Below are 25,158 nucleotides of genomic sequence, written 5' to 3'. Positions count from 1 at the left end.
CCAGGGAGTTCGCTTTACGTGACTGACGACAGGACAATCCTGCGCGGCCTCTTCGATGCCGCGGTGGAAGCCGCCAATCCGGTGAAGGCGGTGATCCGCAACCTTCCCGAAAGGCCCAGGGGCCGCAGCGTGGTCATCGCGGTGGGCAAGGCCGCCGTGCCCATGGCCAAGGCCGTGGAAGACAATTGGGACGGCCCGCTCGAGGGCCTCGTCATCGCCCCCCACGGCTATGCACATGACCTGAAGCGCCTGAAGCTCGTCCATGGCCGCCACCCGGTGCCGGACGAAACCAGCCTCGCCGCGGCGGAACAGGCGCTGGCCCTCGCATCGACGCTCGGCCCCGACGATCTCCTCATCGCGCTCATCTCCGGCGGCGCCTCGGCGCTGATGTCGAAGCCGGTTCCGGGCATCACCATCGAAGAGAAATTCGGGCTGGTGAAGGCGGTGCTGAAATGCGGCGCCAACATCGCCGAACTCAACTGCGTCCGGAAACAGGTCTCCGCCGTGAAGGGCGGCAGGCTGGCGCGCGCGGCGGGCAAGGCGGCGATCTGGACGCTGGCGCTCTCCGACGTGCCGGGCGACGATCCCGCCATCATCGGCTCCGGCCCCACCGTGCCGGACCCGACGCGCAAGAAGGACGCACGCGCCATCCTCGCGCGCTATGGCGTACCGGTGCCGCCATCGATCGCGGCCTGGCTCAACAGCCCCGACGAGGACCGCTCGATCCTCAGCCCATCGATCGAGACGCGCGTCATCGTCTCGCCGCATGAATCCTTCCGCGCCGTGCGCGCCAGGGTAGAGGCACTTGGCCTCAACGTGCTCTATCTGGGCGATCGCATCGAGGGTGAGGCGCGCGAGGTGGCCAAGGTCCATGCCGCCATCGCGCTCGAAATCGCCGACCGCGACGCGCCGGCGCAGAAGCCCTGCCTGCTGCTCTCAGGCGGCGAAACGGGCGTCACCGTGCGCGGCAAGGGCAGGGGCGGGCGCAATGTCGAGTTTCTGCTGGCGCTGGCCATCGCGCTGGGCGGCGACAAACGCATCACGGCGCTCGCCGGCGATACGGACGGCATCGACGGCATGGAGCAGATCGCCGGCGCGGTGATCGACCCGACGAGCCTTGACCGCTCCCGCGCGCTGGGCCTCGATCCCATGGCCTTCCTTGAGAACAATGATGCGCATTCACTGTTCGAGGCACTGGGCGACCAGGTGATTACCGGCCCCACCCACACCAACGTCAACGACTTCCGCGGCATCCTGATCAGGTAAGCCTTGGCCAAGAGCGAACCCGCGCTGATCGCCATTTCCTACCGCTATTTCATGGCGGTGGCGGAGCTGGGCTCGGTGCGCGCCGCCTCGCGCGATCTCAATGTTGCGGCCTCCGCCATCAGCCGCCAGCTGATCCTGCTGGAATCGGCCCTCGGCAACCGCCTCTTCGACCGTTCGGGCCGTGGCCTGAAGCTGGCGCCTGCGGGCGAAATCCTGCTGAACGGGCTCCGCCGCGCCGCACAGAGCCACGAGAACACGCTCGACGAGCTGGCGGCGTTGCGCCGCCTCACGCGCGGCCTGTTGCGCATCGCCACGGTGGAAAGCGTCTCGGCCGCTGTACTGCCGGACATGCTGGAGCATTTCATGGATGCCTATCCCGGCATCCAGGTGCAGGTCACCGTGGCGGGGTCGGAGGCCGTCACCCAGCTGGTGCGCGAGCACCAGGCGGAGCTCGCCTTTACCTTCAACCCGTCCTCGCTCGACGGTCTGGAGGCGCTGGCCTCGCGTGACCTCGACCTGGGCGCCATCATGGCGCCGGACCATCCGCTGGCCAGGGTGAGGAAGCTCTCGCTGGCGGAGTGTGCCGAGCATCCGCTGGCCTGGCCCTCGGCGGGACTCAGCCTTCGCGCCATTCTCGACAGCGTGCCCACCGCGCGCAAGGTGAGGCCCGCCTTCGAATGCAACTCGCTCCGCCTCATGGCGTCGCTCGCCAGCCGCGGCAGCTGCATCGCCTTCCAGACGGTGATCGGCATCGAGCGCGAGCTTGCAGCCGGGGAGCTGGTCTTCGTCCCCCTCTCCGACAAGCGCCTCCCGGTCGACCGCCTGCGGCTGGTCGCCCGCGCCGGGGCGGGCCCGCGGCCCACGGTGGAGGCATTCATGGAGATCGTGCAGCAGTATCTGCGCAAGCTTTAGAGGCAGCGACACCGGGCCTCGTCAATTTCCCCTCCCCCTTGTGGGGAGGGGCAGGGGTGGGGGTGATGCAGGAACCAGATTTCAAGTAAGCCGTCACCCGGCGCCACCCCCACCCTTCATCCCTCCCCACAAGGGGGAGGGAAATGCCATGGGACAAACCCCTCATACATCGCAGAATCCGCACACTCCGTGTCCTTTATTCTGCTTTTGCGAACGCGCGCGCGATGCTAGCTTTTTCCCCAATCAGGGCCACGAGAGCCCGAACCAAGGGGAAAGCAGAGGAACGGAGCGCGCATGGGCCGCCTGACGACGCATGTATTGGACACCGCCTCGGGCAAGCCCGCGGCAGGTCTGAAGATCGAGCTTTTCCGCCTGGGCGAAGCCACCCCCCTCAAGACCATCCATACCAATGCCGACGGCCGCGCCGATGGCCCGATCCTCGAGGGCGCCGACTTCGCCGCCGGGAAATATGAACTGCGCTTCCATGCCGGAGCCTATCTCCGCGACCTCGGAACGAAGCTGCCCGAGCCCGCCTTCCTCGACGTGATCCCCATCCGCTTCGGCATCGCGGATGCTGCGGCGCATTATCACGTGCCGCTGCTGCTCTCGCCCTATGGCTATTCGACCTACAGAGGGAGCTGACCCTTCGTGACCACCCGTGCCTCCATCCGCTTCCTGCGCAACGGCCATATCGTGGAGCTCACGCACGTGCCGCCCATGCGCACGGTGCTCGATTACCTGCGCCTCGACGAACGCGCCCGCGGCACCAAGGAAGGCTGCAACGAGGGCGACTGCGGCGCCTGCACCGTGGCGGTTGGCTCGCTCAAGCACGGCAAGCTCGTCTACGAGCCGGTCAATGCCTGCATCCTGCTCGTGGGCCAGCTGGATGGCAAGGAGCTGGTGACGGTCGACGACCTCGCCGATGGCCACACGCTGCACCCGGTGCAGCAGGCGCTGGTCGACACGCATGGCTCGCAATGCGGCTTCTGCACGCCCGGTTTCGTCATGTCGCTCTTCACGCTCTACCAGCAGGGTGGCGCCCCCACGCGGGACGAGATCGCCACCCACGTCGCCGGCAATCTCTGCCGCTGCACCGGCTACCGCCCCATCATCGACGCCGCCCAGGCCTGCTGCACCGGCAAGGCAGCGGATCGCTGGGCCAAGGGTGCGAAGGAAGCGGCGCGCCGGCTCGCGGCGCTGGATGATGGTGCCGATGTTTTCGTCGGCAGCGCCGAGAGCTTCATCGCGCGGCCCGCACAGGCCGCAACGCTGGCACGGCTCGCGGCGGAAAACCCGGACGCCACCATCGTGTCGGGTGCCACCGATGTCGGGCTGTGGATCACCAAGCAGATGCGGCAGCTGCCGAAGATCATCCTCACAGGCGGCGTGAAGGATCTGCACAAGGTTGAGGATGGCAAAGACCGCGTGACACTTGGCGCGGCGGCCACCTATGCGGAGGCGACACCTGCGCTCTCCGCCATCGATCCGGACCTCGCGGAGGTGCTGCGCCGCCTCGGCTCCACCCAGGTGCGCGCCTCGGGGACCGTGGGCGGCAACATCGCCAATGGCTCGCCCATCGGCGACACGCCGCCGATGCTCATCGCACTCGGCGCCACGCTCACCCTGCGCCATGGAGACACCGAGCGCTCGCTGCCGCTGGAGGATTTCTTCATCGCCTATGGCAAGCAGGACCGGAAGCCCGGCGAGCTCGTCTGGCGCATCGACGTGCCGAAGCTGAAGCCCAACGAGGCTTTCCGCGCCTACAAGATTTCCAAGCGCTTCGACCAGGACATCTCTGCCGTCATGGCCGCCTTCAGCTTCACGCTCGCGGGCCGCAAGCTGTCCGCCGCCCGCATCGCCTTCGGCGGCATGGCGGCCACGCCCAAGCGGGGCAGGGAGACGGAAGCCGCACTTCAGGGTGTCTCGCTGGACCAGCCTGCCACGTGGGACGCCGCCATCGCAGCACTCGCGAAGGACTTCCAGCCCATCTCCGACATGCGCGCCTCTGCCGCCTATCGCATCGAGGTGGCGCAAGGCCTTCTCAGGAAGGCACTGCTGGAACTGGCCGGTGCCGCTGAAACGCGCGTGCTGGCGAACCGCAAGGCGGTGGCGTGATGGCTGACCGCCGCATGATCGAAACCAGGACCGTAGGCCGCACCCTGGCGCATGACAGTGCCGAACTCCATGTGCAGGGGGCGGCCACCTATATCGACGACATGCGCGAGCCCGAGGGCCTCGTCCATGTCTATCCCGGCTTCGCCAAGGATGGCGCGCTGGGCAAGATCAAGGCGCTCGACCTTTCCGCCGTCATCGCCGCACCGGGCGTCATCCGCGTGCTCACCGCGAGGGACGTGCCGGGTCTCAACGACTGCGCGCCGGTCTTCGGCGGCGACCCGATCCTCGCCGATGGCCGCATCATGTTCCACGGCCAGGTGATCTTCGCCGTGGTGGCCGACACCCGCGAGGCCGCACGCCGCGCCGCGAAACTGGCGAAGGTCGAGATCGCGGCGGAAACCCCCGCCGTCACCGTCGAGGATGCGCTGGCGGCGAAAACCAGCGATGTGGGCGAGCCCTACCAGTTCCTGCGCCGCGACCCGGCCAGGACCATCGCCGCAGCAAAGCACTCCGTCTCCGAAAGCTTCCGCATCGGCGGGCAGGAGCATTTCTATCTTGAAGGCCAGGTGAGCCTCGCCGTGCCGGAGGAGCATGGCGCGGTCACCGTGCATTGCTCGACGCAGCATCCGTCCGAAGTCCAGCACCTCGTCGCCCACATGCTGCACATTCCGGCAGCGCTGGTGACGGTCGAGTGCCGCCGCATGGGCGGCGCCTTCGGTGGCAAGGAAAGCCAGGCGGCGCAATGGGCATGCCTGTCGGCGCTGGCCGCACGCCTCACGGGCAGGCCCGCCAAGTGCCGCCTCGACCGCGACGAGGACATGATGCTGACCGGCAAGCGCCATGACTTCCGCGTCGACTATCGCGCGGGCTTCGACGCCAAGGGCCGCGTCACGGCGGTCGACGTCGATTTCCTCGCGCGCTGCGGCTATTCGGCGGATCTCTCCAACGCCATCTGCGACCGCACCATGTTCCATGCGGACAATGCTTATTTCTATCCGGCCGCCCGCATCGCCACGCGGCGGCTTCGCACCAACACCGTCTCCAACACCGCCTTCCGCGGCTTCGGCGGCCCGCAAGGCATGCTGTTTGCCGAGCGGCTGATGGAGGTGATCGCCATCCGGACGGGCCAGGACCCGCTCGACGTGCGCAAGGCCAATCTCTATGGCGTGAAGGGCGACACCACGCCCTATGGCATGAAGGTCGAGGACAATATCGCGCCCGACATCATCGCCGCTCTGGAGAAGAGCTCCGACTACCGCGCGCGGCGCAGGGCCATCGTGGCTTTCAATGCGAAGAGCCCGGTGCTGAAGAAGGGGATCTCGCTCACCCCCGTCAAGTTCGGCATCTCCTTCACGCTCACCCACCTCAACCAGGCGGGTGCGCTCGTCCATGTCTACACCGATGGCTCGGTACACCTGAACCATGGCGGCACCGAGATGGGGCAGGGCCTCTACACCAAGGTGGCGCAGGTGGTGGCGGAGGAATTCGGCCTCGCCGCGGCTGACGTGCGCATCACCGCGACGACGACGGGCAAGGTGCCCAACACCTCGGCCACCGCGGCCTCCTCGGGTGCCGACTTGAACGGCATGGCCGCCAAGGCCGCGGCCTCCACCATCAAGAACCGCCTGATCGATTTCGCGGCGAAGCAGTGGAAGGTGCCGAAGAACCGCATCAGGTTCGAGGACGGCCGCGTGCTCATCGGCAACCGCTCCATCCCCTTCGGCGACCTCGCGCGCCAGGCCCACATCGCCCGCATCTCGCTGTCCTCGACGGGCTACTACGCCACCCCCAAGATCAGCTGGGACCGGCCCAAGGCCAAGGGCCGGCCCTTCTTCTACTTCGCCTATGGCGCGGCCTGCTCGGAGGTCACCATCGACACGCTGACCGGCGAGATGAAGGTCGGGCGCGTGGACATCCTCCATGATGTCGGCCGCTCGCTGAACCCGGGCCTCGACACCGGCCAGGTGGAGGGCGGCTTCGTGCAGGGCATGGGCTGGCTCACCACGGAGGAGCTGGTCTTCGACGATCAGGGCAGGCTCCGCACCCATGCGCCCTCCACCTACAAGATTCCCTGCGCCTCCGACGTGCCGGCCGACTTCCGCGTGAAGCTGTTCGAGTCGAAGGGCAACAAGGAAGACACGATCTACCGCTCCAAGGCGGTGGGTGAACCGCCGCTGATGCTGGGCATTTCCGTCTGGACGGCGATCTTCGACGCGGTGGCGAGCCTCAAGCCGGGGGTGATCCCGCAGCTCGATGCGCCGGCAACGCCGGAGGCCATCCTGCGCGCGGCAAAAGGGATGCTTGCATGAAGGTCTGGAGCCTCATCGCGCGGCTGCTGGAGAGCGAGGGCACCTGTGCGCTGGTCTCCGTCACGCGTGCCGAGGGCTCCGTGCCGCGCGAGGAGGGGGCCCGCATGGTGGTCACCCGCAACGGCTTCCACGGCACCATCGGCGGCGGCACGCTGGAGTGGAAGGCGCTGGCCCAGGCGCAACGCCTGCTGGGAACGCCACGCCAGGTCAAGATGCTCACCCAGTCGCTGGGCCCGGACCTCGGCCAGTGCTGCGGCGGACGGGTGACGCTGGCGATCGAGAGCTTCGATGCCGCCGCGCTGCCGGAAGCCAGGGATCTGGCGGCGCGCGAGGCGGAAGGTCCCTTCACCCTCTCCAACCGGCTGCCCGGCGTCACGGAAAACTTCGGCGAGTGCCGCCGCGCCGTGCTGGTCTTCGGCGCGGGGCATGTCGGCCGCGCCCTGATCCTGTCCTTGGCCTCCCTGCCATTCGATGTCACCTGGGTTGACCCGCGGCCCGAGAGCTTCCCCGGCGCCATGCCGCAGAACGTGACGGGCTTTTCCGGCGATCCGCTGGCAGCCGTGGCGGCGGCACCCCAGGGCAGCCTCGCCTTCATCATGAGCCATTCCCACGCACTCGATTTGGCAGTTGCCGATGCCGCGCTCCGCAACCCCGCCATCGCCCATGTCGGCGTCATCGGCAGCGCCACCAAGCGGGCCCGTTTCGAGCGACGGCTGCGCGAGGCAGGTGTGGATCGTGCCCGGATCGACGCGATGATCTGCCCCATCGGCATCGGCGGCATCCGGTCCAAGTTGCCAGCGGCGATTGCGGTATCGGTTGCCGCACAGCTCATAACCCTCGATGAGGCATTGTCAGCCTCCGCAACCCACGGCATTCTGCCGGCAAGGAACGCTGGCTGATCAATGGACTACCTGCTCGAGGCACTCCACGTCACCAAGGTCTTCGGAACCCTGAAGGCCAATGACGACGTGACTCTGAAGGTGAAGCCGGGCGAGATCCATGCCTTCCTGGGCGAGAACGGGGCGGGCAAGTCCACCCTCGTGAAAATGATCTATGGCGCGCTGCAGCCCACCTCCGGCGAGTTCCGCTGGATGGGCAAGACGGTGACCATCCCCAGCCCCGCCGCGGCGCGCAGGCTCGGCATCGGCATGGTGTTTCAGCACTTCTCCCTGTTCGAGGCCCTCACGGTGGCCGAGAACATCGCGCTCGCCATGCCGGGCGCCTTCGACATGAAGAAGCTCTCCGAGCGCATCGCGCGCGTGTCGCGCGACTATGGCCTGCCGCTGGAGCCGACCGCCGTGGTGGCCGACCTCTCGGTGGGCGAGCGCCAGAGGATCGAGATCGTGCGCTGCCTCTTGCAGGAGCCGAAGCTCCTGATCATGGATGAGCCCACCGCCGTGCTCACCCCGCAGGAAGCCGACCAGCTCTTCGTCACACTGGCGCGCCTCGCCTCCGAGGGCTGCGCGGTGATCTACATCAGTCATCGCCTCGAGGAGGTGAAGCGGCTCTGCCACAACGCCACCATCCTGCGCCATGGCAAGGTGGTCGCCAATGTCGACCCGACGCAGGAGACGGCGGCGAGCCTCGCCAGGCTCATGGTCGGCGGCGACATCCACGTGGTGCGCGCCGCGAGCCGTGACGTGCAGGGTGCAACGCGCCTCAAGCTCGACCACCTGAAGCTTCCCGCCGACGGCCCCTTCGCGGTCGAGCTCAAGAACGTCTCGCTCGACGTCAAGGCGGGCGAGGTCGTTGCCATCGCCGGTGTCGCCGGCAATGGCCAGTCGGAGCTTTTCGATGCAGTGTCGGGCGAACGCTCGCTGAGCAGCGCCTCCATGCTGGTGCTCGACGGCAAGCCCATGGGCCATGACGGCGTGAACACGCGGCGCAATGCCGGTGCTGCCTTCGTGCCGGAGGAGCGGCTGGGCCATGGCGCCGTTCCCGGCTTCACGCTCTCCCAGAACGTGGTGCTCACGCGCCATTCCTCCGACCAGGCGCTGGTGAAGTCCGGCATGGTGAGCAGCGGCGGGGCCGAGGGCGTGAGCCAGCGCGTCATCAAGGACTTCGACGTGCGGAAAGGAAAGCCCGACCCCGAGGCGCGTTCGCTTTCGGGCGGCAACCTGCAGAAATTCGTGGTGGGCCGCGAGCTCGACCGGAGGCCCGGCGTGCTCGTCATCAACCAGCCGACCTGGGGGGTGGATGCTGGCGCCTCGGCCACCATCCGCCAGGCCATCGTGGACCTCGCGCGGCAGGGTTCGGCCGTGCTCGTCATCAGCCAGGACCTCGACGAGATCTTCGAGATCGCCGACCGCATCGCCGTCATCTCGCGCGGCGAATTGTCGGAGGCCTATCCGGCCTCCGAACTCACCTCCGAGAAGATCGGCCTCCTCATGGCCGGCGCGCATGAACTGAAGGAGACAGCCCATGCGGCTCGTGCTTGAGAAGCGGGCGGAAGCCTCGGCGCGCATGGCCTATCTCTCGCCCCTCATCGCCATCGTGCTCACGCTGGTGACGGGCGGCATCATCTTCGCGCTGCGCGGGCTGAACCCGTTCTCCGCCCTCTACGTGTTCTTCATCGAGCCGCTCACCACCTCCTGGTCGATCGAGCAGCTGATCGTCAAGGCCGCGCCGCTGGCCATGATCGGCGCGGGGCTTGCCGTGTCCTACATGGCCAATGTCTGGAACATCGGTGCCGAGGGCCAGCTCACGGCGGGCGCCATCCTCGGCTCCGCCATCCCGGTTTTCTTTCCCGAATTCCAGTCACCGCTCACGCTGGTGCTCATGCTGGGGCTCGGCGTCATCGGCGGCATGGCCTGGGCCTCGATCCCCGCCTACCTCAAGAACCGCTTCGGCACCAACGAGATCCTCACGAGCCTGATGCTGGTCTATGTGATCCAGCTGGTGCTCGACTGGCTGGTGCGCGGCCCCTGGCGCGATCCCAAGGGCTATAACTTCCCTAAGACCATCGCCTTCACCGACTGGCAGCTGCTGCCGCAGTTCAAGCTGATCCCGGACTCGATCGGGCCCATCTACATCAATCTCGGCGCGGTGCTCGCCGTCATCGCCGTCGTGGCGCTGGCCTTCATGATGGGCCGCACGCTCAAGGGTTATGAGCTCCGCGTGCAAGGCGTGGCCCCGCGTGCCGGCCGCTTCGCCGGCTTCTCGCGCGAGAAGACCGTGTGGTTCTGCTTCCTGCTGTCTGGCGGCCTCGCGGGGCTTGCCGGCATCTGCGAGGTGATGAGCACGGTGGGGCAACTCCAGCCCGGCATCTCGCCCGGCTATGGCTTCACGGCCATCATCGTTGCCTTCCTCGGCCGCCTCAACCCCATCGGCGCGCTGGTCGCGGCCTTTGCGCTGGCGATCAGCTATCTCGGCGGTGAATCGGCACAGGTGGCGCTCGGCATCTCGGACAAGACGGCCCGCGTCTTCCAGGGCATCCTGCTGTTCTACATCCTCGCCTGCGACTCGCTGATCCTCTATCGGCTCAAGCTCATCGGGCGCAGGCCGCAGCTGGCGGAGGGCAAGGCATGAACGAGCAGCTCCTCTCCATCATCCTCACCATCATCACGGCCTCGACGCCGCTGCTGCTCGCCGCCATCGGCGAACTGGTGGTGGAGCGCTCAGGCGTGCTCAACCTCGGCGTCGAAGGCATGATGGCGGTGGGCGCCGTCTCCGGTTTCGGCGCGGCGCTGACGACGGGCAATCCTTACGTCGGCGTGCTGGCGGCGCTGGTCGCAGGCGCGCTGCTGTCGCTGCTCTTCGGCTTCCTCACCCTCACCATGGTGGCAAACCAGGTGGCCACGGGCCTCGCACTCACGCTGCTGGGCCTCGGCGTCTCGGGGCTGATGGGCGAGGCCTTCGTGGGCCAGCCGGGTGTCCATCTCGAGCGTCTGCACATCCCGGGTCTTTCCGACATTCCCTTCCTCGGCCCCATCCTGTTCGGGCAGGACTTCCTCGTCTATCTCTCGCTCGTCATCGTGGCGGCCGTGTCCTACACGCTGTTCCGCACCAGGACCGGGCTCATCATCCGGGCTGTGGGCGACAGCCACCAGTCGGCCCATGCGCTGGGCTATTCGGTGGTCGGCGTGCGCTACCTCTGCGTCATGTTCGGCGGCGCCTGCTCAGGCCTGGCGGGGGGCTATCTCTCGCTCGCCTATACCCCGCAATGGGTGGAGAACATGACGGCCGGCCGCGGCTGGATCGCGCTGGCGCTCGTCGTCTTCTCATCCTGGCTGCCCTGGCGCATCGTGGCGGGGGCCTATCTCTTCGGTACAATTACGGTGATGGGATTTTCGCTGCAGGCTTATGGCATCGGCATCCCGTCCCAGCTACTTTCGGCTCTCCCCTATGTGGTGACCGTCCTCGTGCTGGTCCTCATATCGCGGAACCGGGCCCTCATGCGGGCCAATACGCCGGCTTGCCTCGGTCAGCCCTTCGTGCCTGACCGTTAGGCCTTTAGGAAGCTTGATGACGGCCTGCAGCCGGCATCGCAAGCGAACAGAAAAACGGCTGCAGGGAAATGGGTTTTGAACAAGGAGCAAACGAGAATGAAGAAATGGATGGCACTGGCAGCAGCCCTGGCGCTCGGCGTCTCGGCGGGTGCTGCGAACGCAGCCGACAAGCTGAAGGCCTGCTGGGTCTATGTCGGCCCCGTGGGTGACTTCGGCTATTCCTACCAGCACGACCTCGGCCGCAAGGCGGTGGAGAAGGCGCTGGGCGACAAGGTCGAGACGGCCTATCTCGAGAACGTGGCCGAGGGCCCCGATGCCGAGCGCGCCATCGAGCGCCTGGCGCGCGAAGGCTGCAAGATCATCTTCACCACCTCCTTCGGCTTCATGGACCCGACCATCAAGGTCGCCGCCAAGTATCCGGACATCAAGTTCGAGCACGCCACCGGCTACAAGAAGGCCGACAACGTGGGCATCTACAATGCGCGCTTCTATGAAGGCCGCTACGTGATGGGCCAGATCGCCGCCAAGATGTCGAAGACCGGTACGGCGGGCTACATCGTGTCCTTCCCGATACCGGAAGTCGTCATGGGCATCAACGCCTTCATGCTCGGCGCCCAGTCGGTGAACCCGGACTTCAAGGTCAAGATCATCTGGGTCAACTCCTGGTATGATCCGGGCAAGGAAGCCGACGCCGCCAAGGTGCTCCTGGGCCAGGGTGCGGACATCCTCGTCCAGCACACTGACTCGACAGCACCCCTTCAGGAGGCCGAGAAGGCCGGCAAGCTGGGCTTCGGTCAGTCCTCCGACATGATCAAGTTCGCGCCCAAGGCCCAGCTCACGTCCAACACGGATGACTGGGATCCCTATTACATCGCGCGCGTGCAGGCCGTTCTCGACGGCACCTGGAAGTCGGATGACACCTGGGGTGGCATGAAGGACGGCATGGTCGTCCTCTCGCCCTTCACCAACATGCCCGACGACGTGAAGAAGATGGCCGAGGACACGGTCGCCAAGATCAAGTCCGGCGAGTTCCATCCCTTCACCGGCGTCATCACCAAGCAGGACGGCACGACGGTCGGCGAAGCCGGCAAGCCGCTGCCCGATGGCGAGCTCCTTGGCATGAACTATTACATCAAGGGCATCGACGACAAGCTGCCGCAGTAAGCGCGGACCACGAAACCAGCGCCTGCCGCGGGAGCAATCCCCGGCAGGCGTATTCTTGAGGAGCGTGACTTGGAGCCTTTCATCGCCGACTGGCTGAACTTCGTGATCCGCTGGGGGCACATGATCGCCGGCATCGCGTGGATCGGCACGTCCTTCTATTTCGTGGCGCTCGATTTCTCGCTGAAGACGCGGGACGGCCTGCCGGAGGGCGTGCGCGGCGAGGCCTGGGAGGTGCATGGCGGTGGCTTCTACCATGTGCAGAAATACCTCTCCGCACCGTCAACGCTCCCGGAGCACCTCACCTGGTTCAAGTGGGAGGCCTATCTCACCTGGGTCACGGGCTTCTTCCTGCTGGCCGTCGTCTATTACGTCAATGCCAGCGCCAACCTCATCGACCCGGCCGTGGCGAACCTTGCCCCCTGGCAGGCGATCACCATCTCGCTCGTCTCCATCGTGGCGGGCTGGGCCATCTATGACGGGCTCTGCCGCTCACCCATCGGGCAGAAGACAGGCCTTCTCGCGGCCTGCGTCTTCGCGCTGATCCTCGGCTTCGCCTACATCTTCACGCATCTCTTCTCGGGCCGCGGCGCCTTCATCCATGTCGGTGTCATCGTCGGCACCATCATGGCGGCCAATGTCTTCATGGTGATCATCCCGAACCAGCGCAAGATCACGGCGGCGCTGCTCAGGGGCGAGACGCCGGACCCGCGGCTCGGCGCCATCGGCAAGCAGCGCTCGCTGCATAACACCTACCTCACGCTGCCCGTGCTGCTGATGATGGTGTCGAACCATTTCTCCATGCTCACCAACGCGCCAAATGCATGGTTGCTGGTGGGCCTGATCTTCATCGGCGGCGCCGCACTCCGCCATTTCCTGGTGCGGCACGAGGTGGGTGACCCGCTGTCGAAGATCGCCTGGACGTTGCCGGTCATCTTCCTGTCGCTTGGCGGTGCTTGGCTGCTGTCATCCCCGCCGCTTCTCTCGCTCGACTGGGCGAACCTCTTCATCCGCTGGGGCCACATGATCGCGGGCATCGCCTGGATCGGCACCTCCTTCTATTTCGTGGCGCTCGACTTCTCACTCCGCAAGGAACCCGGCATGCCGCCCGGCGTCGGCGGCGAGGCGTGGGAGGTGCATGGCGGCGGCTTCTACCACGTGCGGAAATACCTCACCGCGCCCGAAACGCTGCCGAAGGACCTCATCTGGTTCAAGTGGGAGGCCTATCTCACCTGGGTCACCGGCTTCCTGCTGCTCGTCGTCCTCTATTACCTGCAGGCGGACAGCTACCTGATCGACCCCAACGTGATGCCGCTCACCCAGTGGCAGGCCATCGGCATCTCGGTCGCGAGCCTCGTCCTGGGCTGGGTGCTCTACACCGCGCTGTGCAAGTCACCGGTCGGCCGCAGCACCGGGCTTCTCGCCGCCTGCCTCTTCGCCATGCTGCTCGCCTTCGCCTATGGCTACACGCACCTCTTCTCCGGCCGCGGCGCCTTCATCCATATCGGCGCGCTGATCGGCACCATCATGGCCGCCAATGTCTTCATGGTGATCATTCCGAACCAGCGCAAGATCACCGCGGCCCTGCTGAAGGGCGAGAAGCCGGACCCGCGCCTCGGCGCCATCGGCAAGCAGCGCTCGCTGCACAACACCTATCTCACGCTGCCGGTGCTGGCGATGATGGTGTCGAACCATTTCCCGATGATCACCGACAATGCCCATGCCTGGGTGCTGGCGGGCCTCATCATCCTCGCCGGCGGGCTTGCCCGCCACTTCCTGGTGCGCACCGAGGTGGGCGACCGCCATGCCGACCTGGCCTGGACGATCCCGCTCATCTGCACGGCGCTGGCCTTCGGCCTCATCATCACCCAGCCCTCGAAGCTGGTGCTGTTCCAGGGCGAGGTGTCGGATGCAGAGGCACTCTCCATCGTCCAGACGCGCTGTGCCGCCTGCCATGCCGAGCACCCGACGGATGCCACCATCAAGGTGGCGCCCAAGGGCGTGCATCTCGAAACACTCGATCAGCTGAAGCGTTATGCCGCCCAGATCGAGGTGCAGGCCGTGCAGAACAAGGCCATGCCGCTCGCCAACCGCACCGGCATGCTGGACGAGGAACGCGCCAAGCTCGGAACATGGATCGCCAGGCAATGATCAGCATCGCGGACGTCAACGCCATGAGCCCGAAGGCCTTCATCGAGACCTTCGGCGACGTGGCCGAACATTCCCCCTGGGTGGCGCGCGAGGCGGATGCCTTCCGCCCCTTCGCCAGCCGCGAGGCGCTGGTCAGGCAGTTCGAGACGGCGATCCGTGGCGCCAACCGCGATGCACAGCTGGCGCTCGTCCGCGCCCATCCGGATCTCGCCGGCCGCGCCAAGCTCACCGATGACTCGACGAAGGAACAGGCCGGGGCCGGGCTCAACACGCTGACCGCCGATGAGTTCGCCCGCTTCACCGACCTCAACACCCGCTACCGCGAACGCTTCGGCTTCCCCTTCATCTTCGCGGTGAAGGGCGCCACCAAGCACATGATCCTCGACAGCTTCGCGGCGCGCGTCGGCAACGACCGCGACGCCGAATTCGAAACGGCGCTGCAGCAGGTCTGCCGCATCTTCCGCTTGCGGCTCGAGGACAGGGTGTCGCCATGACGCGCGTCATCAGGGGCCAGACGCTGAGCTTCGCGGCCGACGGCAAGGCCGTGCACGAGAGCAGGGGTGCCGTCGCCGTGGGTGATGACGGCACCATCCTCTGGGCCGGCCCGCAGTCGCTGCTGCCGCAGGGCTTTGCCCAGGCGGAGGTCGATGACTATGGCGACAAGCTCGTCATGCCGGGCTTCATCGACGCGCACATCCACTTCCCGCAATACCGCATGCTCGCCGCACCGGGAAAGGACCTGCTCGACTGGCTCACCCGCTTCACCTTCCCGGAGGAGAGCCGCTATGCCGATGCGGCTTACGCGCGGGCCGCGGCCGCTATCTTCCTGAAGCGCCTCTTCGCCCACGGGACGACATCCGCACTCGCTTTCTGCTCCGTGCACAAGACCTGCGCCGAGGCGCTCTTCGCCGCGGCCGAGGCCCATGGCATGGCGCTCGTCACCGGCAAGACCATGATGGATCGGAACGCCATCCCTGCTGTCGAGGACACGCCCGAGACGGGTGCCCGCGAGACGGTGGAGCTTTACGAGAAGTGGCACGGCAAGGGACGCCTCCGCTATGCCGTGACGCCGCGCTTCGCCATCACCTCGTCGGATGCGCAGCTGAAGGTCTCGGGCGAATTGCTGTCATCACTCCCCGGCGCGCTGATGCAGACGCATCTCTCGGAGAGCCCGGGTGAGATCGCCTTCGTCAAGGAGCTCTTCCCGAGGGCGAAGGACTATACCGACGTCTATGACCATTACGGCCTGTTGAGCGACCGCAGCCTCTTCGCCCATGGCATCCATCTGTCGGACCGCGAATGCGCCAGGCTGTCGGAGTCGGGTTCGACCGTCGTTCATTGCCCAACGTCCAACACCTTCCTCGGCTCCGGCCTCATGTCCATGCGCTGGCTGCGCGAGCAGGACAGGCCCGTCCATCTCGGTGTTGCCACCGACGTGGGCGGCGGCACCAGCTATTCCATGCTGGCGACGCTCGGCGAGACCTACAAGGTGCAGATGCTCACCGGTTACAAGCCCACCGCGCACGAACTCTTCCGCATGGCCACGCGCGGCAATGCCGGGCGGTTGAAGATCGATCACGAGACGGGCGCGCTGGAGCACGGCAAGTTCGCCGACATCGTGGTGCTCGATCCGGAGGCGACCCCGGTGCTGGCCAGCCGCCACGAATTGTCATCCTCGCTCGAGGACGTGCTGTTCTCGCTGATGATCCTGGGTGGCGACCGCGCGGTGACGGCGACCTATGTCAAGGGCCGCAAGGTGCATGAGAGAGCGTGACATAAGCCTTTGGCGAGCCTGGCCTTCCCTCCCACTCGCATCATAGGCGGTCTCGTCCCGCGTATCCTTTTTGCGTGACCAGAGAGGATGCCCGGGACGAGCCCGGGCATGAGGGGTTTGGAAAGCAATGTTCTCAGACCGACAGCCCGAGCACCTTGTCTTCTGCGAACCACACCTCTTCCAGATTGTTCCCCGGCCCCTTCCTGTCGATGATCAGGAAGCGGCTGTCGGCATCGAGCACCAGCAGCGGATGGTGCCAGACGTTCCGCGCATAATTGACGCCCTGTTGGCCTGTGCAGGTGAAGGCGCGGTAGCTGGCGGCGTCATGCACGTCCCCCGCCACCAGCACCAGCCAGGGCCGGTCCTGCAGCGGAATGAAGGCCTGTGACCCCAGCGGGTGGCGCTCCATGAGCCTGATCTCGATGGGTGCCGGCCGCGGCTGGCCGAGGAACAGGCTGACATTGGTGGCGCCGCCCTCCATCGCCACGTCGGCGAAGGCGAGATCGTTGAAGCGCTCGGTGAAGCCCTGGTTGATGGTGTAGTGCGCCGCGCCCGCCATCTCGATCACCTCGCCGAAGGGGCGGAAGGCCTCGCGCGTCAGGGGCTCTGGGAATATGCGCGTCATCAGATGATCCGGCAGGAGATGGTGCCGAGCACGCCATAATCCACCGTCACCTCGTCACCCGGCGCCACTGCCATGGGCACGATGCAGGTGCCGGTGGTGACGAACTGACCCGCCTTTACCCCGCCGCAATAGGTGGCGGCCTCGTTGACGAACCAGGTCAGCGCCCTCTTCGGATCGCCCAGCACGGCCTCGCCCGTACCCTCGGCCTTCACCGCGCTGTTCAGTAATCCTTTCACAGCATGGGCCGAAAGATCGAGCTCCCGCCACGGGCGGTCCACCGCGGGCCCGAGCACCAGCCATGATGCGCAGGCCGTGTCGGCGATGAGCTGCGCGGCTCCCACCCTGGTGAAGTCCTGGTAACGGCTGTCGGGCACCTCGATCGACAGGTGCAGCGAACCCACTGCATCGAGCGCTTCCGCCTGCGAATAGGGCTGGTCGCGCGGGGGCAGGTCCTTCGCGAAGCCGAAGGCGAATTCGGCTTCCGCCACGCGCATGATGTTGTCCCCCAGCGTCACCGCGGATTCCTGCGGCAACAGCCGGCTCGTCAGGATGCGCCCGATGATGGGCCCGTCGACATTGATGTGCTTCTGCCCGGCCTCGCTGGTGGCGGCAATCTTCCATCCGGCGACGGCACTGCCGCTCGCTGCCGCCACTGCCGCGGCGGCCTCATAGCCTTCGGCGCGCGTCCGGGGTCGCATCGCTTCCGGCAGTTCCACGATGCGCGTCGTGGCCGCCCAGTTGCGCAGCAGCAGGCTCGCCGCGGCGTCGAAGTCCGTCATGCTCAGTCTCCAAGCTTCTTCAGGATCTCGGCGAAGCGCGGGTGCTCGCGCAGCACGTCGAGGTCGCTGTCATGCAGCATGAACTCCTGCAGCGAGCGCAGCGTCGTGGGCCCCATGATGCGCTCCAGCCGGTCGAGCGCCAGCTCCTTCTCGCCCAGGATCGCGAAGGCGCAGGCGATATTGTAGTGCATGTAGAAATCATCGGGCTCGATGATCGAGGCGCGCTCCGCCCAGTCGCGCGTGCGGTCGCTCTCGCCCAGCGCCGCCAGCAGCCCCGCGCCGAAGGCCAGGGCATCGGCATCGTCGGGCCGCTCGGCCACGGCGGCCTCGGTGCGCGCCAGCGCCGCCTTGGCGGAGCTGCGCATCTCGTCCAGCCGCCCGAGCGACTGGAAGCACATGGACTGCAGGCCGAGCGAGCGGAAGTCGTCGCTCTTCAGCTCCGCCGCCTTGCCGAACAGCTCTGCCGCCTTGCCATATTGCCCGCGGTTGAAACAGTTGCGGCCATAGAAGAAATAGGCCTCGAACAGGTCCGGCTTCAGCGCGATGGCGCGCTCGAAATTGGCCTCCGCCTCCTCGTAGCGGCCCGCCGTGTAGAGGGCGAGGCCCTTCGAGGCATGGGCCTCCGCCAGGTTGGCATCGATCGCCAGCGCCCGCTCGCTCTGCTCGAAGATCTCGTTCGTCGTGATCGAGGTATCGCCGGCGTCGAGGAGATGCGAGTTGCAGTCGGCAATCCCGGCATGGGCCGCCGCGTAGTCCGGCTCGAGGTCGAGTGCGCGCTGGAACATCTGCTTCGCCAGCCTGAGGAAGCGCCGCGTGTGGCCACGGTGGAAGAAGCTCCGCCCCATCAGGTAGAAGCGATAGGCCTCGCTGTTGTAGGTGGCGCGCTGGGTGATCGTCTCGCGCTCGTTGGGCAGCATCTTGAGGCGCAGCGCGTCGACGATGGCATGCGAGATGTCGTCCTGCAGTTCGAAGATGTCCTCGAACTTGCGGTCATAGCGCTCGGCCCACACGTGCCCGTTGGTGCGCCCGTCGATCAGCTGCGCGGTGATGCGCACCCGGTCATTGACCTTCCGCACGCTGCCCTCGAGCAGGTATTGCACCCCGAGCCTCGAGGCCACGCGGTCGAGGTCCTCGGTCGTGCCCTTGTAGGTGAAGGCGGTGTTGCGCGAGACCACGAAGAGGGCGGAGATCTTGGAGAGATCGGTGATGATGTCCTCGGTGATGCCGTCGCTGAAATAATCCTGCTCCGGGTCGCCCGACATGTTGACGAAGGGCAGCACCGCGATCGAGGCCTGGTGCCCGTCGCCGCCGCGTCGCCGCCCGTGCCCGTGGGTGCTGCTGCCCGCCACGCGCCAGGCCTGGGTGAGGCCGGAGGTGTCCTTCAGCTGCCGCTTTCCGGCATTCTCGAAGTTGAACGGCAGCTGGCGCTCCACCTGCTGGTGGAGGCTGTCGGAAATGAACACGCTGCCCGGTTCCGCCACCGCCTGCAGCCTTGTCGCCACGTTCACGCCCTCGCCGAACACATCGTTCTGCTCGACGATCACATCCGAGAGGTTGATGCCGATGCGGAAGCTCATGCGCCGGTCTTCCGGCAGGTTGGCGTTGCGCGCCTCGGACGCCTGCTGCATGTCCACCGCGAAGGTCACGGCATTGACCGGGCTGCCGAACTCGGCAAGGAAGCCATCGCCCAGCGTCTTCACGATGCGCCCGCCGCCGCGGTCGATCAGCGGGTTGATGATGGCGGTCTGGCGTTCCATCAGCTCCGCCAGCGTGCCCGCCTCGTCGCGCTCCATCAGCCGCGAATAGCCCGCGACATCGGCCGAAAGAATGGTCGTGAGGCGCCGTTCCAAGTGGGCCAACTCCGCTGGGATTCACTGTAAGCGAACAAGTTACGGTGAAGGAACGATCTTAGCAATTTGATTTCGCATGATGAATCGGGTTGTAGCAGCCTCCCGTCCTTGACAGGGTCAGGGCCGGGCCACACAATCTGCCCAAGGATCAAGCAAGGAAACGCAGGCGTGTATGCCCGGCCGAGGACGATCGAGGAAGCAACGCGCGCCATGGCCGCCGAAGGGGCATTGGCGGTCTGCGGCGGCACCGATGTCTATCCCGCCCATGTGGGAAGGCCGCTGTCCCGCCCGCTGGTGGACCTGTCACGCATCGAGGGCCTGCGCGGAATCGGCGATGCGGGTGATGTGTTCCGCTTCGGCGCGGCCACCACCTGGTCGGATATCCTGCGCGCCCCCTTGCCAGCGGCTTTCGACGGCCTGAAGGCCGCGGCGCGCGAGGTCGGATCGGTGCAGATCCAGAACCGCGGCACCATTGCCGGAAATCTGTGCAACGCCTCGCCCGCCGCCGATGGCGTGCCGCCGCTGCTGAGCCTCGATGCGCGGGTCGAACTTGCAGCACAAGGCGGCAGGCGGGTGCTGCCGCTTTCCGCCTTCATCACCGGCTATCGCCGCACCGCGCTGGCGCCGGGCGAGATCGTCACCGCCGTGCTGGTGCCGAAGCCTTCGCCCGCGGCGCGAGCGGGTTTCGTCAAGCTCGGCGCGCGGCGCTACCTGGTGATCTCCATCCTCATGGCGGCGGCGGTGGTGGAAAAGGATGCCGGGGGCCGCATCCTGCGTGCCGCCGTGGCCGTCGGCGCCGCATCGCCCGTGGCGCAGAGGCTGCCGGAGCTCGAGGCCGACCTGCGCGGCCTTGCCGGCACGCCGTCGGCCCTCGTGGCGCCGCGCCATCTCCTTGGCCTGTCCCCCATCGATGACGTGCGCGCCACGGCGGCCTACCGGCTGGAGGCCGCCCTCTCCGCCATCGGCGAGGCACTGGACATGGCGGCGGGGGCAGCATGATCTCATTCGAGCTGAATGGCACTCCCGTCCATTGCGAGGCCGCACCCGCCACGCGCCTCAGCGACGTGCTGCGCGATCACCTGAACCACAAGGGCACCAAGAGCGGCTGTGACGCGGGCGACTGCGGCGCCTGCACCGTGCTCATCGACGGCGAGCCCGCCTGCGCCTGCCTCGTGCCGGCGGCCCAGGCCGAGGCTGCACGCATCACCACGGTGGAGGGCCTGAAAGCCTCGCCGCGCGGCCGCCTGCTGCAGCAGGCCTTCCTTGCCCGCGGGGCCGCGCAGTGCGGCATCTGCACGCCCGGCATGTTGGTGGCGGCACTGGCGCTGCTGGAGCGTGCGGCACAGCCCACGCGGCACGAGATCGCCGATGCACTGGGTGGCGTGCTCTGCCGCTGCACCGGCTATGCCAAGATCATCGACGCGGTGGAAGACGCAGCCCTGGGGCGCATCGACACCACGCCGCGGCCGGAACAGGGCCACGCCGTGGGCGCCCGCATCGCGAGGCTCGATGGCGTTCCCAAGATCGCCGGCACCGAGGCCTATGGCGCCGATGCCATTCCGCCGGATGCACTCTGGGTGCGGGCCATCCGTTCGCCGCACCACCGTGCCGGCTTCCGCTTCGGCGACATTGACGGCTTCATCGCGGCCCATCCGGGGGTCATCCGTGTGCTGACCGCGAAGGACATTCCCGGCCGCAACATCTTCGGCGTCATTCCGCCCTTTGCCGACCAGCCGGTCTTCGCCGAGGATGAAGCGCATTTCCGCGGCGAGGCCGTCGCGGCCTTGGTGGGCGAGCGCAGCGTCATCGCGGCGCTCGACCTCGCAACCTTCCCCGTGATGTGGGAGGAGCGCGAACCGGTGCTCACCATCGCCGCCGCGCTCGATCCGGCAGCCCCGCAGCTGCAGGCCAGGCGCCCCGGCAACATCCTCGTGCGCGGCCATGTCGAGACGGGCGATGTGCAGGCCGCCCTGAACGGCGGTGCCGTCACCGTCGAAGGCACGTTCGTAACCGCCTTCGTGGAACATGCCTATATCGAGCCGGAGGCCGGCTGGGCGCGGCGCGTGGGTGACAGGATCGAGATCACCGCCTCCACCCAGGCACCCTACATGGACCGCGACGATACCGCCGCCATCATGGGCCTCGCGCCGGAGGCGATCCGCATCATTCCCTCCGCCTGCGGCGGCGGCTTCGGCTCCAAGCTCGATCTCTCGGTGCAGCCCTATGTGGCGCTTGCTGCCTGGCTCACCGGGCGGCCCGCCGCCATGGTCTACACGCGGCCGGAATCGCTGCAATCCACCACCAAGCGCCACCCCGCCATCATGCGCTCGAAAATGGCAGCGACGCGCGACGGCCAGTTGCTGGCCATGGATTTCGAGGGCGACTTCAACACCGGGGCCTATTCCTCCTGGGGTCCCACGGTGGCGAACCGCGTGCCGGTGCATGCCTCGGGCCCCTATGTCGTGCCCAACTACCGCGCCAACACCCGCGCCGTGCTCACCCATTGCGTGCCCTCCGGCGCCTTCCGCGGCTTCGGCGTGCCGCAGACCGTGGTGGCGCAGGAGCAGATGCTGGACATGCTGGCCGAAAGGCTCGGCCTCGACGCGCTCGACTTCCGCATCCGCAATGCCTTGACCGACACGGCGCCCACGGTGACGGGCCAGGTGATGGGCGATGGCGTTGGCATCCGTGATTGCTTCGAGGCGCTGAAGCCGCACTGGCAGGCGCTGCGCCGCGCGGCGGAGGATTTCAACCGCACGGCCAAGCGCGTGAAGCGCGGCGTCGGCGTCGCCGGCATGTTCTATGGCTGCGGCAACACCTCGCTGCCCAACCCCTCAACCATCCGCCTCGGGTTGAAGCCCGATGGCCGCCTGTCGCTGCACCAGGGCGCGGTCGACATCGGGCAGGGCGCCAACACGGTGATCGCCCAGATCGCGGCCGATGCCGTGGGCCTGCCGCTCGCCCTCATCGATCTCGTCTCGCCGGATACGGACCTCACGCCCGATTGCGGCAAGACCTCCGCCTCGCGCCAGACCTTCGTCACCGGCACGGCAGCCGAGCGGGCGGGCCGCGCGCTGCGCCACAGGCTGCTGCGGCTGGCCAATGCGGGCGAGGGGGCCATGCTGTCGCTCGAGCATGGCAGGCTCGTGGTGCGTGAGGACACGGTGGTCCGCAGCGTCGATCTCGCTGCCCTGCCGCGCGATGCCCATGGCTATGTTCAGTGTACGGAGGAAACATTCGATCCGCCGACGTCGCCGCTCGATGGCCATGGCCAGGGCAAACCCTATGCCGTCTATGGCTATGGCGCCCATCTGGCCGAGGTCGAGGTCGACACGCGGCTGGGCCGCGTCCGCGTGCTGCGCATTGTCGCCGCGCATGACGTGGGCCGCGCCATCAACCCGATCCTGGTCGAGGGCCAGATCGAAGGCGGCGTGGCGCAGGGCATCGGCATGGCGCTGATGGAGGAATTCACCCCGGGCCGTGGTGAGAACCTGCATGACTACCTGATCCCGACGATCGGCGACGTGCCGCCCATCGAATCGATCCTCGTCGAGCGCGCCTCGTCCGCTGGCCCCTTCGGCGCCAAGGGCATCGGCGAGCAGGCGCTGATCCCCACCGCCCCGGCCATCCTCAACGCCATCCACCATGCCACGGGTGCGCGCCTCATGCAGGTTCCGGCCACGCCAGACCGCGTGCTCGCGGCGCTGAAGGCGCGCATCGCATGACCCGCCTGCAGGCGCGCATGCTGCCGGATGGCCGCAGGCTGCACCTCAGTGACGGCCCCATCGACCTCATCATCGGTGCCGACGGCGAGGCGGAGAGCGTCGGGCTGGCCTATGCCGCCGCCCATGCCCGCTTTGCCACCGTGCTGGACGAGCTTTGTGCCGAGTTGCCCTTGCTGCGCCAGCCGGCGGGGCCGGAGCCCTCAGGCCCGGTTGCCCGGCGCATGTGGCGTGCCACACTGGCGCTGGCGCCTCACGCCTTCATCACCCCCATGGCCGCCGTGGCCGGCAGCGTGGCGGAGGAAGTGCTGGCCGCCATGTGCGGGGCGGCCCCGATCACCCGCGCCTTCGTCAACAACGGCGGCGACATCGCGCTCCATCTTGCCGCGGGCCAGTCCTTCGAGGTGGGGCTGGTGGACCGGCCCGACCGGCCATCGCTGTTTTCCACCGCCCGCATTGCCGCCGCCGGCCCGGTGCGCGGCATCGCCACCAGCGGCTGGCGCGGGCGCTCCTTCTCGCTCGGCATCGCCGATGCCGTCACCGTGCTGGCGGCCCGGCCCTCCGAGGCCGATGCCGCGGCAACCCTCGTCGCCAATGCGGTGGACCTCACCGCCCACCCCGCCGTCACCCGCGTGCCCGCCGTCGCGCTCCAGCCCGACAGCGACCTTGGCTCGCGCCTCGTCACCCGTGCCGTGGGGCCCCTCACGCGCGATGAAATTGCCGCCGCCCTCGCGGCTGGTGTAGCCTTCGCCGGAACATTGCTGGCCGAGGGGCGCATCATCGCCGCGGCGCTGCATCTCGCGGGGGAGACCCGCACGCTTGGGAGGATCGATGGGTCAAGTGAAAGTGAGGAAGTTCCTCGTCTCGGTCGAGGAGATCTTCCATGAGGGCGGTCCGCCCGCCGCGGTGCCCCCGAAGCGCGGGCTGATCCTCGCCGTGGTCGAGAACCCCTATGCCGGGCAGTACCACACCGACATACTGCCCTTCATGGAAGACCTGAAGCCGCTGGGCCTCGAGATGGCCCGCCGCCTGCTCGCCGCGCTGGGCGGCGACCCGAAATCGATCGAGGGATATGGCAAGGGCTCCATCACCGGCGAGGCGGGCGAGTTGGAACATGCCGCCCTGTGGCACGCCCCCGGCGGCTATTCCATGCGCGAGGTGCTGGGTGGCGCCAAGGCCATCGTACCCTCCGCCAAGAAGGTCGGCGGCCCCGGCACGAGGCTCGACATTCCGGTCACCCACATCAACGCCTCCTATGTGAGGAGCCATTTCGACTCGGTCGAGGCTGGCATCACCGATGCCCCGCGCGCCAACGAGCTGGTGCTGGGCCTGGTCATGACAACAGGCCCGCGCGTCCATGCCCGGGCGGGCGGGCTGGCGGCGGCCGAGATCAGGGGAGAGGATGGACTGCGATGAAGGCGAAGATCCGCAAGATCATGACCGTGGTGGACGAAGTGCTCACCGAGCAGGACCGGCAGGTCACACCCCCCATCCGCCGGGCGGCTGCCATTGCCGTCATCGCCAACCCCTTCGCCGGCCGCTACCAGGAGGACCTCACCGAGCTGATCGACATCGGCGAGGAGCTTGGGCAACTCCTGGCGGAGCGTGCGGTTGCCGCACTGGGCAGCATCGGCGGCACACCGAATGGCAACGAAATCCATGTCGAAAGCTACGGCAAGGCCGCTGCGGTGGGCGAGAACGGCGAGCTCGAACATGCAGCCGCCATCCTCCACCCCAAGCTCGGCGCGCCGTTCCGCAAGGTGCTGGGCAGGGGCGCCGCCCTGATCCCGTCCTCCAAGAAGCGCGGCGGCATGGGGGTGGTGCTGGACATTCCGCTCGGCCACAAGGACGCCGCCTTCGTCAGGAGCCATTTCGACGGAATGGAGGTCCGCGTCACTGACGCTCCGCGTGCAAACGAGATCGTGGTTGCGGTCGCCGTCACCACCGGCGGCCGCCCGCTGCCCCGCGTTGGTGGCCTGCAAGTCTCTGAAATAAAAGGAGAAGACGGACTTCGCTGAGGGCTGCAAATTACTTCAATCTGCGGCT

General features: G+C 67.3%; 21 protein-coding genes. 18 read left to right on the top strand and 3 right to left on the bottom strand.

From position 1 onward, the window contains the following. Positions 1-18: 18 nt before the first annotated feature. The 13 genes from DK847_RS05115 to guaD all read left to right on the top strand — a co-directional run bounded on the left by DK847_RS05115 (position 19) and on the right by guaD (position 16,136). Entirely contained in the window at positions 19-1,266 is a 1,248-nt protein-coding gene (locus DK847_RS05115) for a glycerate kinase type-2 family protein (RefSeq protein WP_111196557.1), read from the top strand. A gap of 3 nt (positions 1,267-1,269) precedes the next feature. Beyond that, positions 1,270-2,178: a LysR family transcriptional regulator gene (locus DK847_RS05110; RefSeq protein WP_111196556.1), complete on the top strand. Its 909-nt coding sequence runs from the start codon at positions 1,270-1,272 to the stop codon at positions 2,176-2,178. 294 nt (positions 2,179-2,472) lie between these two features. Beyond that, positions 2,473-2,820, top strand: a complete 348-nt coding sequence (gene uraH, locus DK847_RS05105; RefSeq protein ID WP_111196555.1) for a hydroxyisourate hydrolase — start codon at positions 2,473-2,475, stop codon at positions 2,818-2,820. Positions 2,821-2,826: 6 nt separating this feature from the next. Then, positions 2,827-4,293, top strand: coding sequence for a xanthine dehydrogenase small subunit (gene xdhA, locus DK847_RS05100; RefSeq protein ID WP_111196554.1), 1,467 nt, complete (start codon positions 2,827-2,829; stop codon positions 4,291-4,293). Next, positions 4,293-6,602, top strand: coding sequence for a xanthine dehydrogenase molybdopterin binding subunit (xdhB, locus tag DK847_RS05095; RefSeq protein ID WP_204508239.1), 2,310 nt, complete (start codon positions 4,293-4,295; stop codon positions 6,600-6,602). The genes xdhA and xdhB overlap by 1 nt, the downstream gene beginning before the upstream one ends. After that, the gene (gene xdhC, locus DK847_RS05090) at positions 6,599-7,501 is read left to right on the top strand and encodes a xanthine dehydrogenase accessory protein XdhC (protein WP_111196553.1); all 903 of its coding nucleotides are present in this window, start codon (positions 6,599-6,601) and stop codon (positions 7,499-7,501) included. Before xdhB ends, xdhC begins: the two co-directional genes overlap by 4 nt. Before the next feature lie 3 nt (positions 7,502-7,504). Beyond that, positions 7,505-9,040 carry an ABC transporter ATP-binding protein gene (locus DK847_RS05085; protein ID WP_111196552.1) on the top strand — a complete coding sequence of 512 codons (1,536 nt, stop codon included), beginning with the start codon at positions 7,505-7,507 and terminating at the stop codon, positions 9,038-9,040. After that, complete coding sequence (locus DK847_RS05080) at positions 9,024-10,130, top strand: ABC transporter permease (protein ID WP_111196551.1); 1,107 nt, start codon at positions 9,024-9,026, stop codon at positions 10,128-10,130. Before DK847_RS05085 ends, DK847_RS05080 begins: the two co-directional genes overlap by 17 nt. Then, entirely contained in the window at positions 10,127-11,050 is a 924-nt protein-coding gene (locus tag DK847_RS05075) for an ABC transporter permease (RefSeq protein WP_111196550.1), read from the top strand. The genes DK847_RS05080 and DK847_RS05075 overlap by 4 nt, the downstream gene beginning before the upstream one ends. Before the next feature lie 96 nt (positions 11,051-11,146). Beyond that, the gene (locus DK847_RS05070) at positions 11,147-12,214 is read left to right on the top strand and encodes a BMP family ABC transporter substrate-binding protein (RefSeq protein WP_111196549.1); all 1,068 of its coding nucleotides are present in this window, start codon (positions 11,147-11,149) and stop codon (positions 12,212-12,214) included. 69 nt (positions 12,215-12,283) lie between these two features. Continuing rightward, on the top strand, positions 12,284-14,362 hold the full coding sequence (locus tag DK847_RS21085; protein ID WP_204508238.1) for a urate hydroxylase PuuD: 2,079 nt from the start codon (positions 12,284-12,286) through the stop codon (positions 14,360-14,362). Then, positions 14,359-14,856, top strand: coding sequence for a 2-oxo-4-hydroxy-4-carboxy-5-ureidoimidazoline decarboxylase (gene uraD, locus DK847_RS05055; protein WP_111197258.1), 498 nt, complete (start codon positions 14,359-14,361; stop codon positions 14,854-14,856). The genes DK847_RS21085 and uraD overlap by 4 nt, the downstream gene beginning before the upstream one ends. After that, positions 14,853-16,136, top strand: coding sequence for a guanine deaminase (guaD, locus tag DK847_RS05050; protein WP_111196548.1), 1,284 nt, complete (start codon positions 14,853-14,855; stop codon positions 16,134-16,136). The genes uraD and guaD overlap by 4 nt, the downstream gene beginning before the upstream one ends. Before the next feature lie 133 nt (positions 16,137-16,269). Here the strand turns inward: guaD and DK847_RS05045 are convergent, their stop codons facing one another. From DK847_RS05045 to DK847_RS05035, 3 genes are read right to left on the bottom strand one after another with little or no spacing between them, the layout of a single operon-like run. Continuing rightward, positions 16,270-16,761, bottom strand: a complete 492-nt coding sequence (locus DK847_RS05045) for an ureidoglycolate lyase (protein WP_111196547.1) — start codon at positions 16,759-16,761, stop codon at positions 16,270-16,272. Beyond that, a complete protein-coding gene (locus DK847_RS05040; RefSeq protein ID WP_111196546.1) occupies positions 16,761-17,540 on the bottom strand; it encodes a 2-keto-4-pentenoate hydratase in 780 nt (259 codons plus the stop codon). Before DK847_RS05040 ends, DK847_RS05045 begins: the two co-directional genes overlap by 1 nt. A gap of 2 nt (positions 17,541-17,542) precedes the next feature. Beyond that, positions 17,543-19,390 carry an adenylate/guanylate cyclase domain-containing protein gene (locus DK847_RS05035; protein ID WP_111196545.1) on the bottom strand — a complete coding sequence of 616 codons (1,848 nt, stop codon included), beginning with the start codon at positions 19,388-19,390 and terminating at the stop codon, positions 17,543-17,545. 168 nt (positions 19,391-19,558) lie between these two features. Between DK847_RS05035 and DK847_RS05030 the strand changes: the two genes are divergently transcribed. The 5 genes from DK847_RS05030 to DK847_RS05010 are packed head-to-tail and all read left to right on the top strand — an operon-like array spanning position 19,559 to position 25,130. Continuing rightward, positions 19,559-20,389, top strand: coding sequence for an FAD binding domain-containing protein (locus DK847_RS05030; protein ID WP_111196544.1), 831 nt, complete (start codon positions 19,559-19,561; stop codon positions 20,387-20,389). Continuing rightward, positions 20,386-23,115, top strand: a complete 2,730-nt coding sequence (locus DK847_RS05025; protein ID WP_111196543.1) for a molybdopterin-dependent oxidoreductase — start codon at positions 20,386-20,388, stop codon at positions 23,113-23,115. The genes DK847_RS05030 and DK847_RS05025 overlap by 4 nt, the downstream gene beginning before the upstream one ends. Then, positions 23,112-23,999: a UPF0280 family protein gene (locus DK847_RS05020; protein WP_111196542.1), complete on the top strand. Its 888-nt coding sequence runs from the start codon at positions 23,112-23,114 to the stop codon at positions 23,997-23,999. The genes DK847_RS05025 and DK847_RS05020 overlap by 4 nt, the downstream gene beginning before the upstream one ends. Continuing rightward, a complete protein-coding gene (locus DK847_RS05015; protein WP_111196541.1) occupies positions 23,944-24,528 on the top strand; it encodes an amino acid synthesis family protein in 585 nt (194 codons plus the stop codon). The genes DK847_RS05020 and DK847_RS05015 overlap by 56 nt, the downstream gene beginning before the upstream one ends. Further along, positions 24,525-25,130, top strand: a complete 606-nt coding sequence (locus DK847_RS05010) for an amino acid synthesis family protein (RefSeq protein WP_111196540.1) — start codon at positions 24,525-24,527, stop codon at positions 25,128-25,130. Before DK847_RS05015 ends, DK847_RS05010 begins: the two co-directional genes overlap by 4 nt. The last annotated feature ends 28 nt before the right edge of the window (positions 25,131-25,158 follow it).

The sequence above is a fragment of the Aestuariivirga litoralis genome, assembly GCF_003234965.1.
Classification (GTDB): domain Bacteria; phylum Pseudomonadota; class Alphaproteobacteria; order Rhizobiales; family Aestuariivirgaceae; genus Aestuariivirga; species Aestuariivirga litoralis.
This window is presented reverse-complemented; position numbering and strand designations above follow the sequence as displayed.

What these genes read in the sequence shown, in the direction of transcription:
- xdhC (WP_111196553.1), top strand. Translation starts at nt 6,599, where the DNA reads ATGAAGGTCTGGAGCCTCATCGCGCGGCTGCTGGAGAGCGAGGGCACC.
- DK847_RS05040 (WP_111196546.1), bottom strand. Translation starts at nt 17,540, where the DNA reads ATGACGGACTTCGACGCCGCGGCGAGCCTGCTGCTGCGCAACTGGGCG.
- xdhB (WP_204508239.1), top strand. Translation starts at nt 4,293, where the DNA reads ATGGCTGACCGCCGCATGATCGAAACCAGGACCGTAGGCCGCACCCTG.
- DK847_RS05075 (WP_111196550.1), top strand. Translation starts at nt 10,127, where the DNA reads ATGAACGAGCAGCTCCTCTCCATCATCCTCACCATCATCACGGCCTCG.
- DK847_RS05015 (WP_111196541.1), top strand. Translation starts at nt 23,944, where the DNA reads ATGGGTCAAGTGAAAGTGAGGAAGTTCCTCGTCTCGGTCGAGGAGATC.
- DK847_RS05085 (WP_111196552.1), top strand. Translation starts at nt 7,505, where the DNA reads ATGGACTACCTGCTCGAGGCACTCCACGTCACCAAGGTCTTCGGAACC.
- DK847_RS05020 (WP_111196542.1), top strand. Translation starts at nt 23,112, where the DNA reads ATGACCCGCCTGCAGGCGCGCATGCTGCCGGATGGCCGCAGGCTGCAC.
- DK847_RS05045 (WP_111196547.1), bottom strand. Translation starts at nt 16,761, where the DNA reads ATGACGCGCATATTCCCAGAGCCCCTGACGCGCGAGGCCTTCCGCCCC.
- DK847_RS05080 (WP_111196551.1), top strand. Translation starts at nt 9,024, where the DNA reads ATGCGGCTCGTGCTTGAGAAGCGGGCGGAAGCCTCGGCGCGCATGGCC.
- uraD (WP_111197258.1), top strand. Translation starts at nt 14,359, where the DNA reads ATGATCAGCATCGCGGACGTCAACGCCATGAGCCCGAAGGCCTTCATC.
- uraH (WP_111196555.1), top strand. Translation starts at nt 2,473, where the DNA reads ATGGGCCGCCTGACGACGCATGTATTGGACACCGCCTCGGGCAAGCCC.
- DK847_RS05070 (WP_111196549.1), top strand. Translation starts at nt 11,147, where the DNA reads ATGAAGAAATGGATGGCACTGGCAGCAGCCCTGGCGCTCGGCGTCTCG.
- DK847_RS05010 (WP_111196540.1), top strand. Translation starts at nt 24,525, where the DNA reads ATGAAGGCGAAGATCCGCAAGATCATGACCGTGGTGGACGAAGTGCTC.
- DK847_RS05025 (WP_111196543.1), top strand. Translation starts at nt 20,386, where the DNA reads ATGATCTCATTCGAGCTGAATGGCACTCCCGTCCATTGCGAGGCCGCA.
- guaD (WP_111196548.1), top strand. Translation starts at nt 14,853, where the DNA reads ATGACGCGCGTCATCAGGGGCCAGACGCTGAGCTTCGCGGCCGACGGC.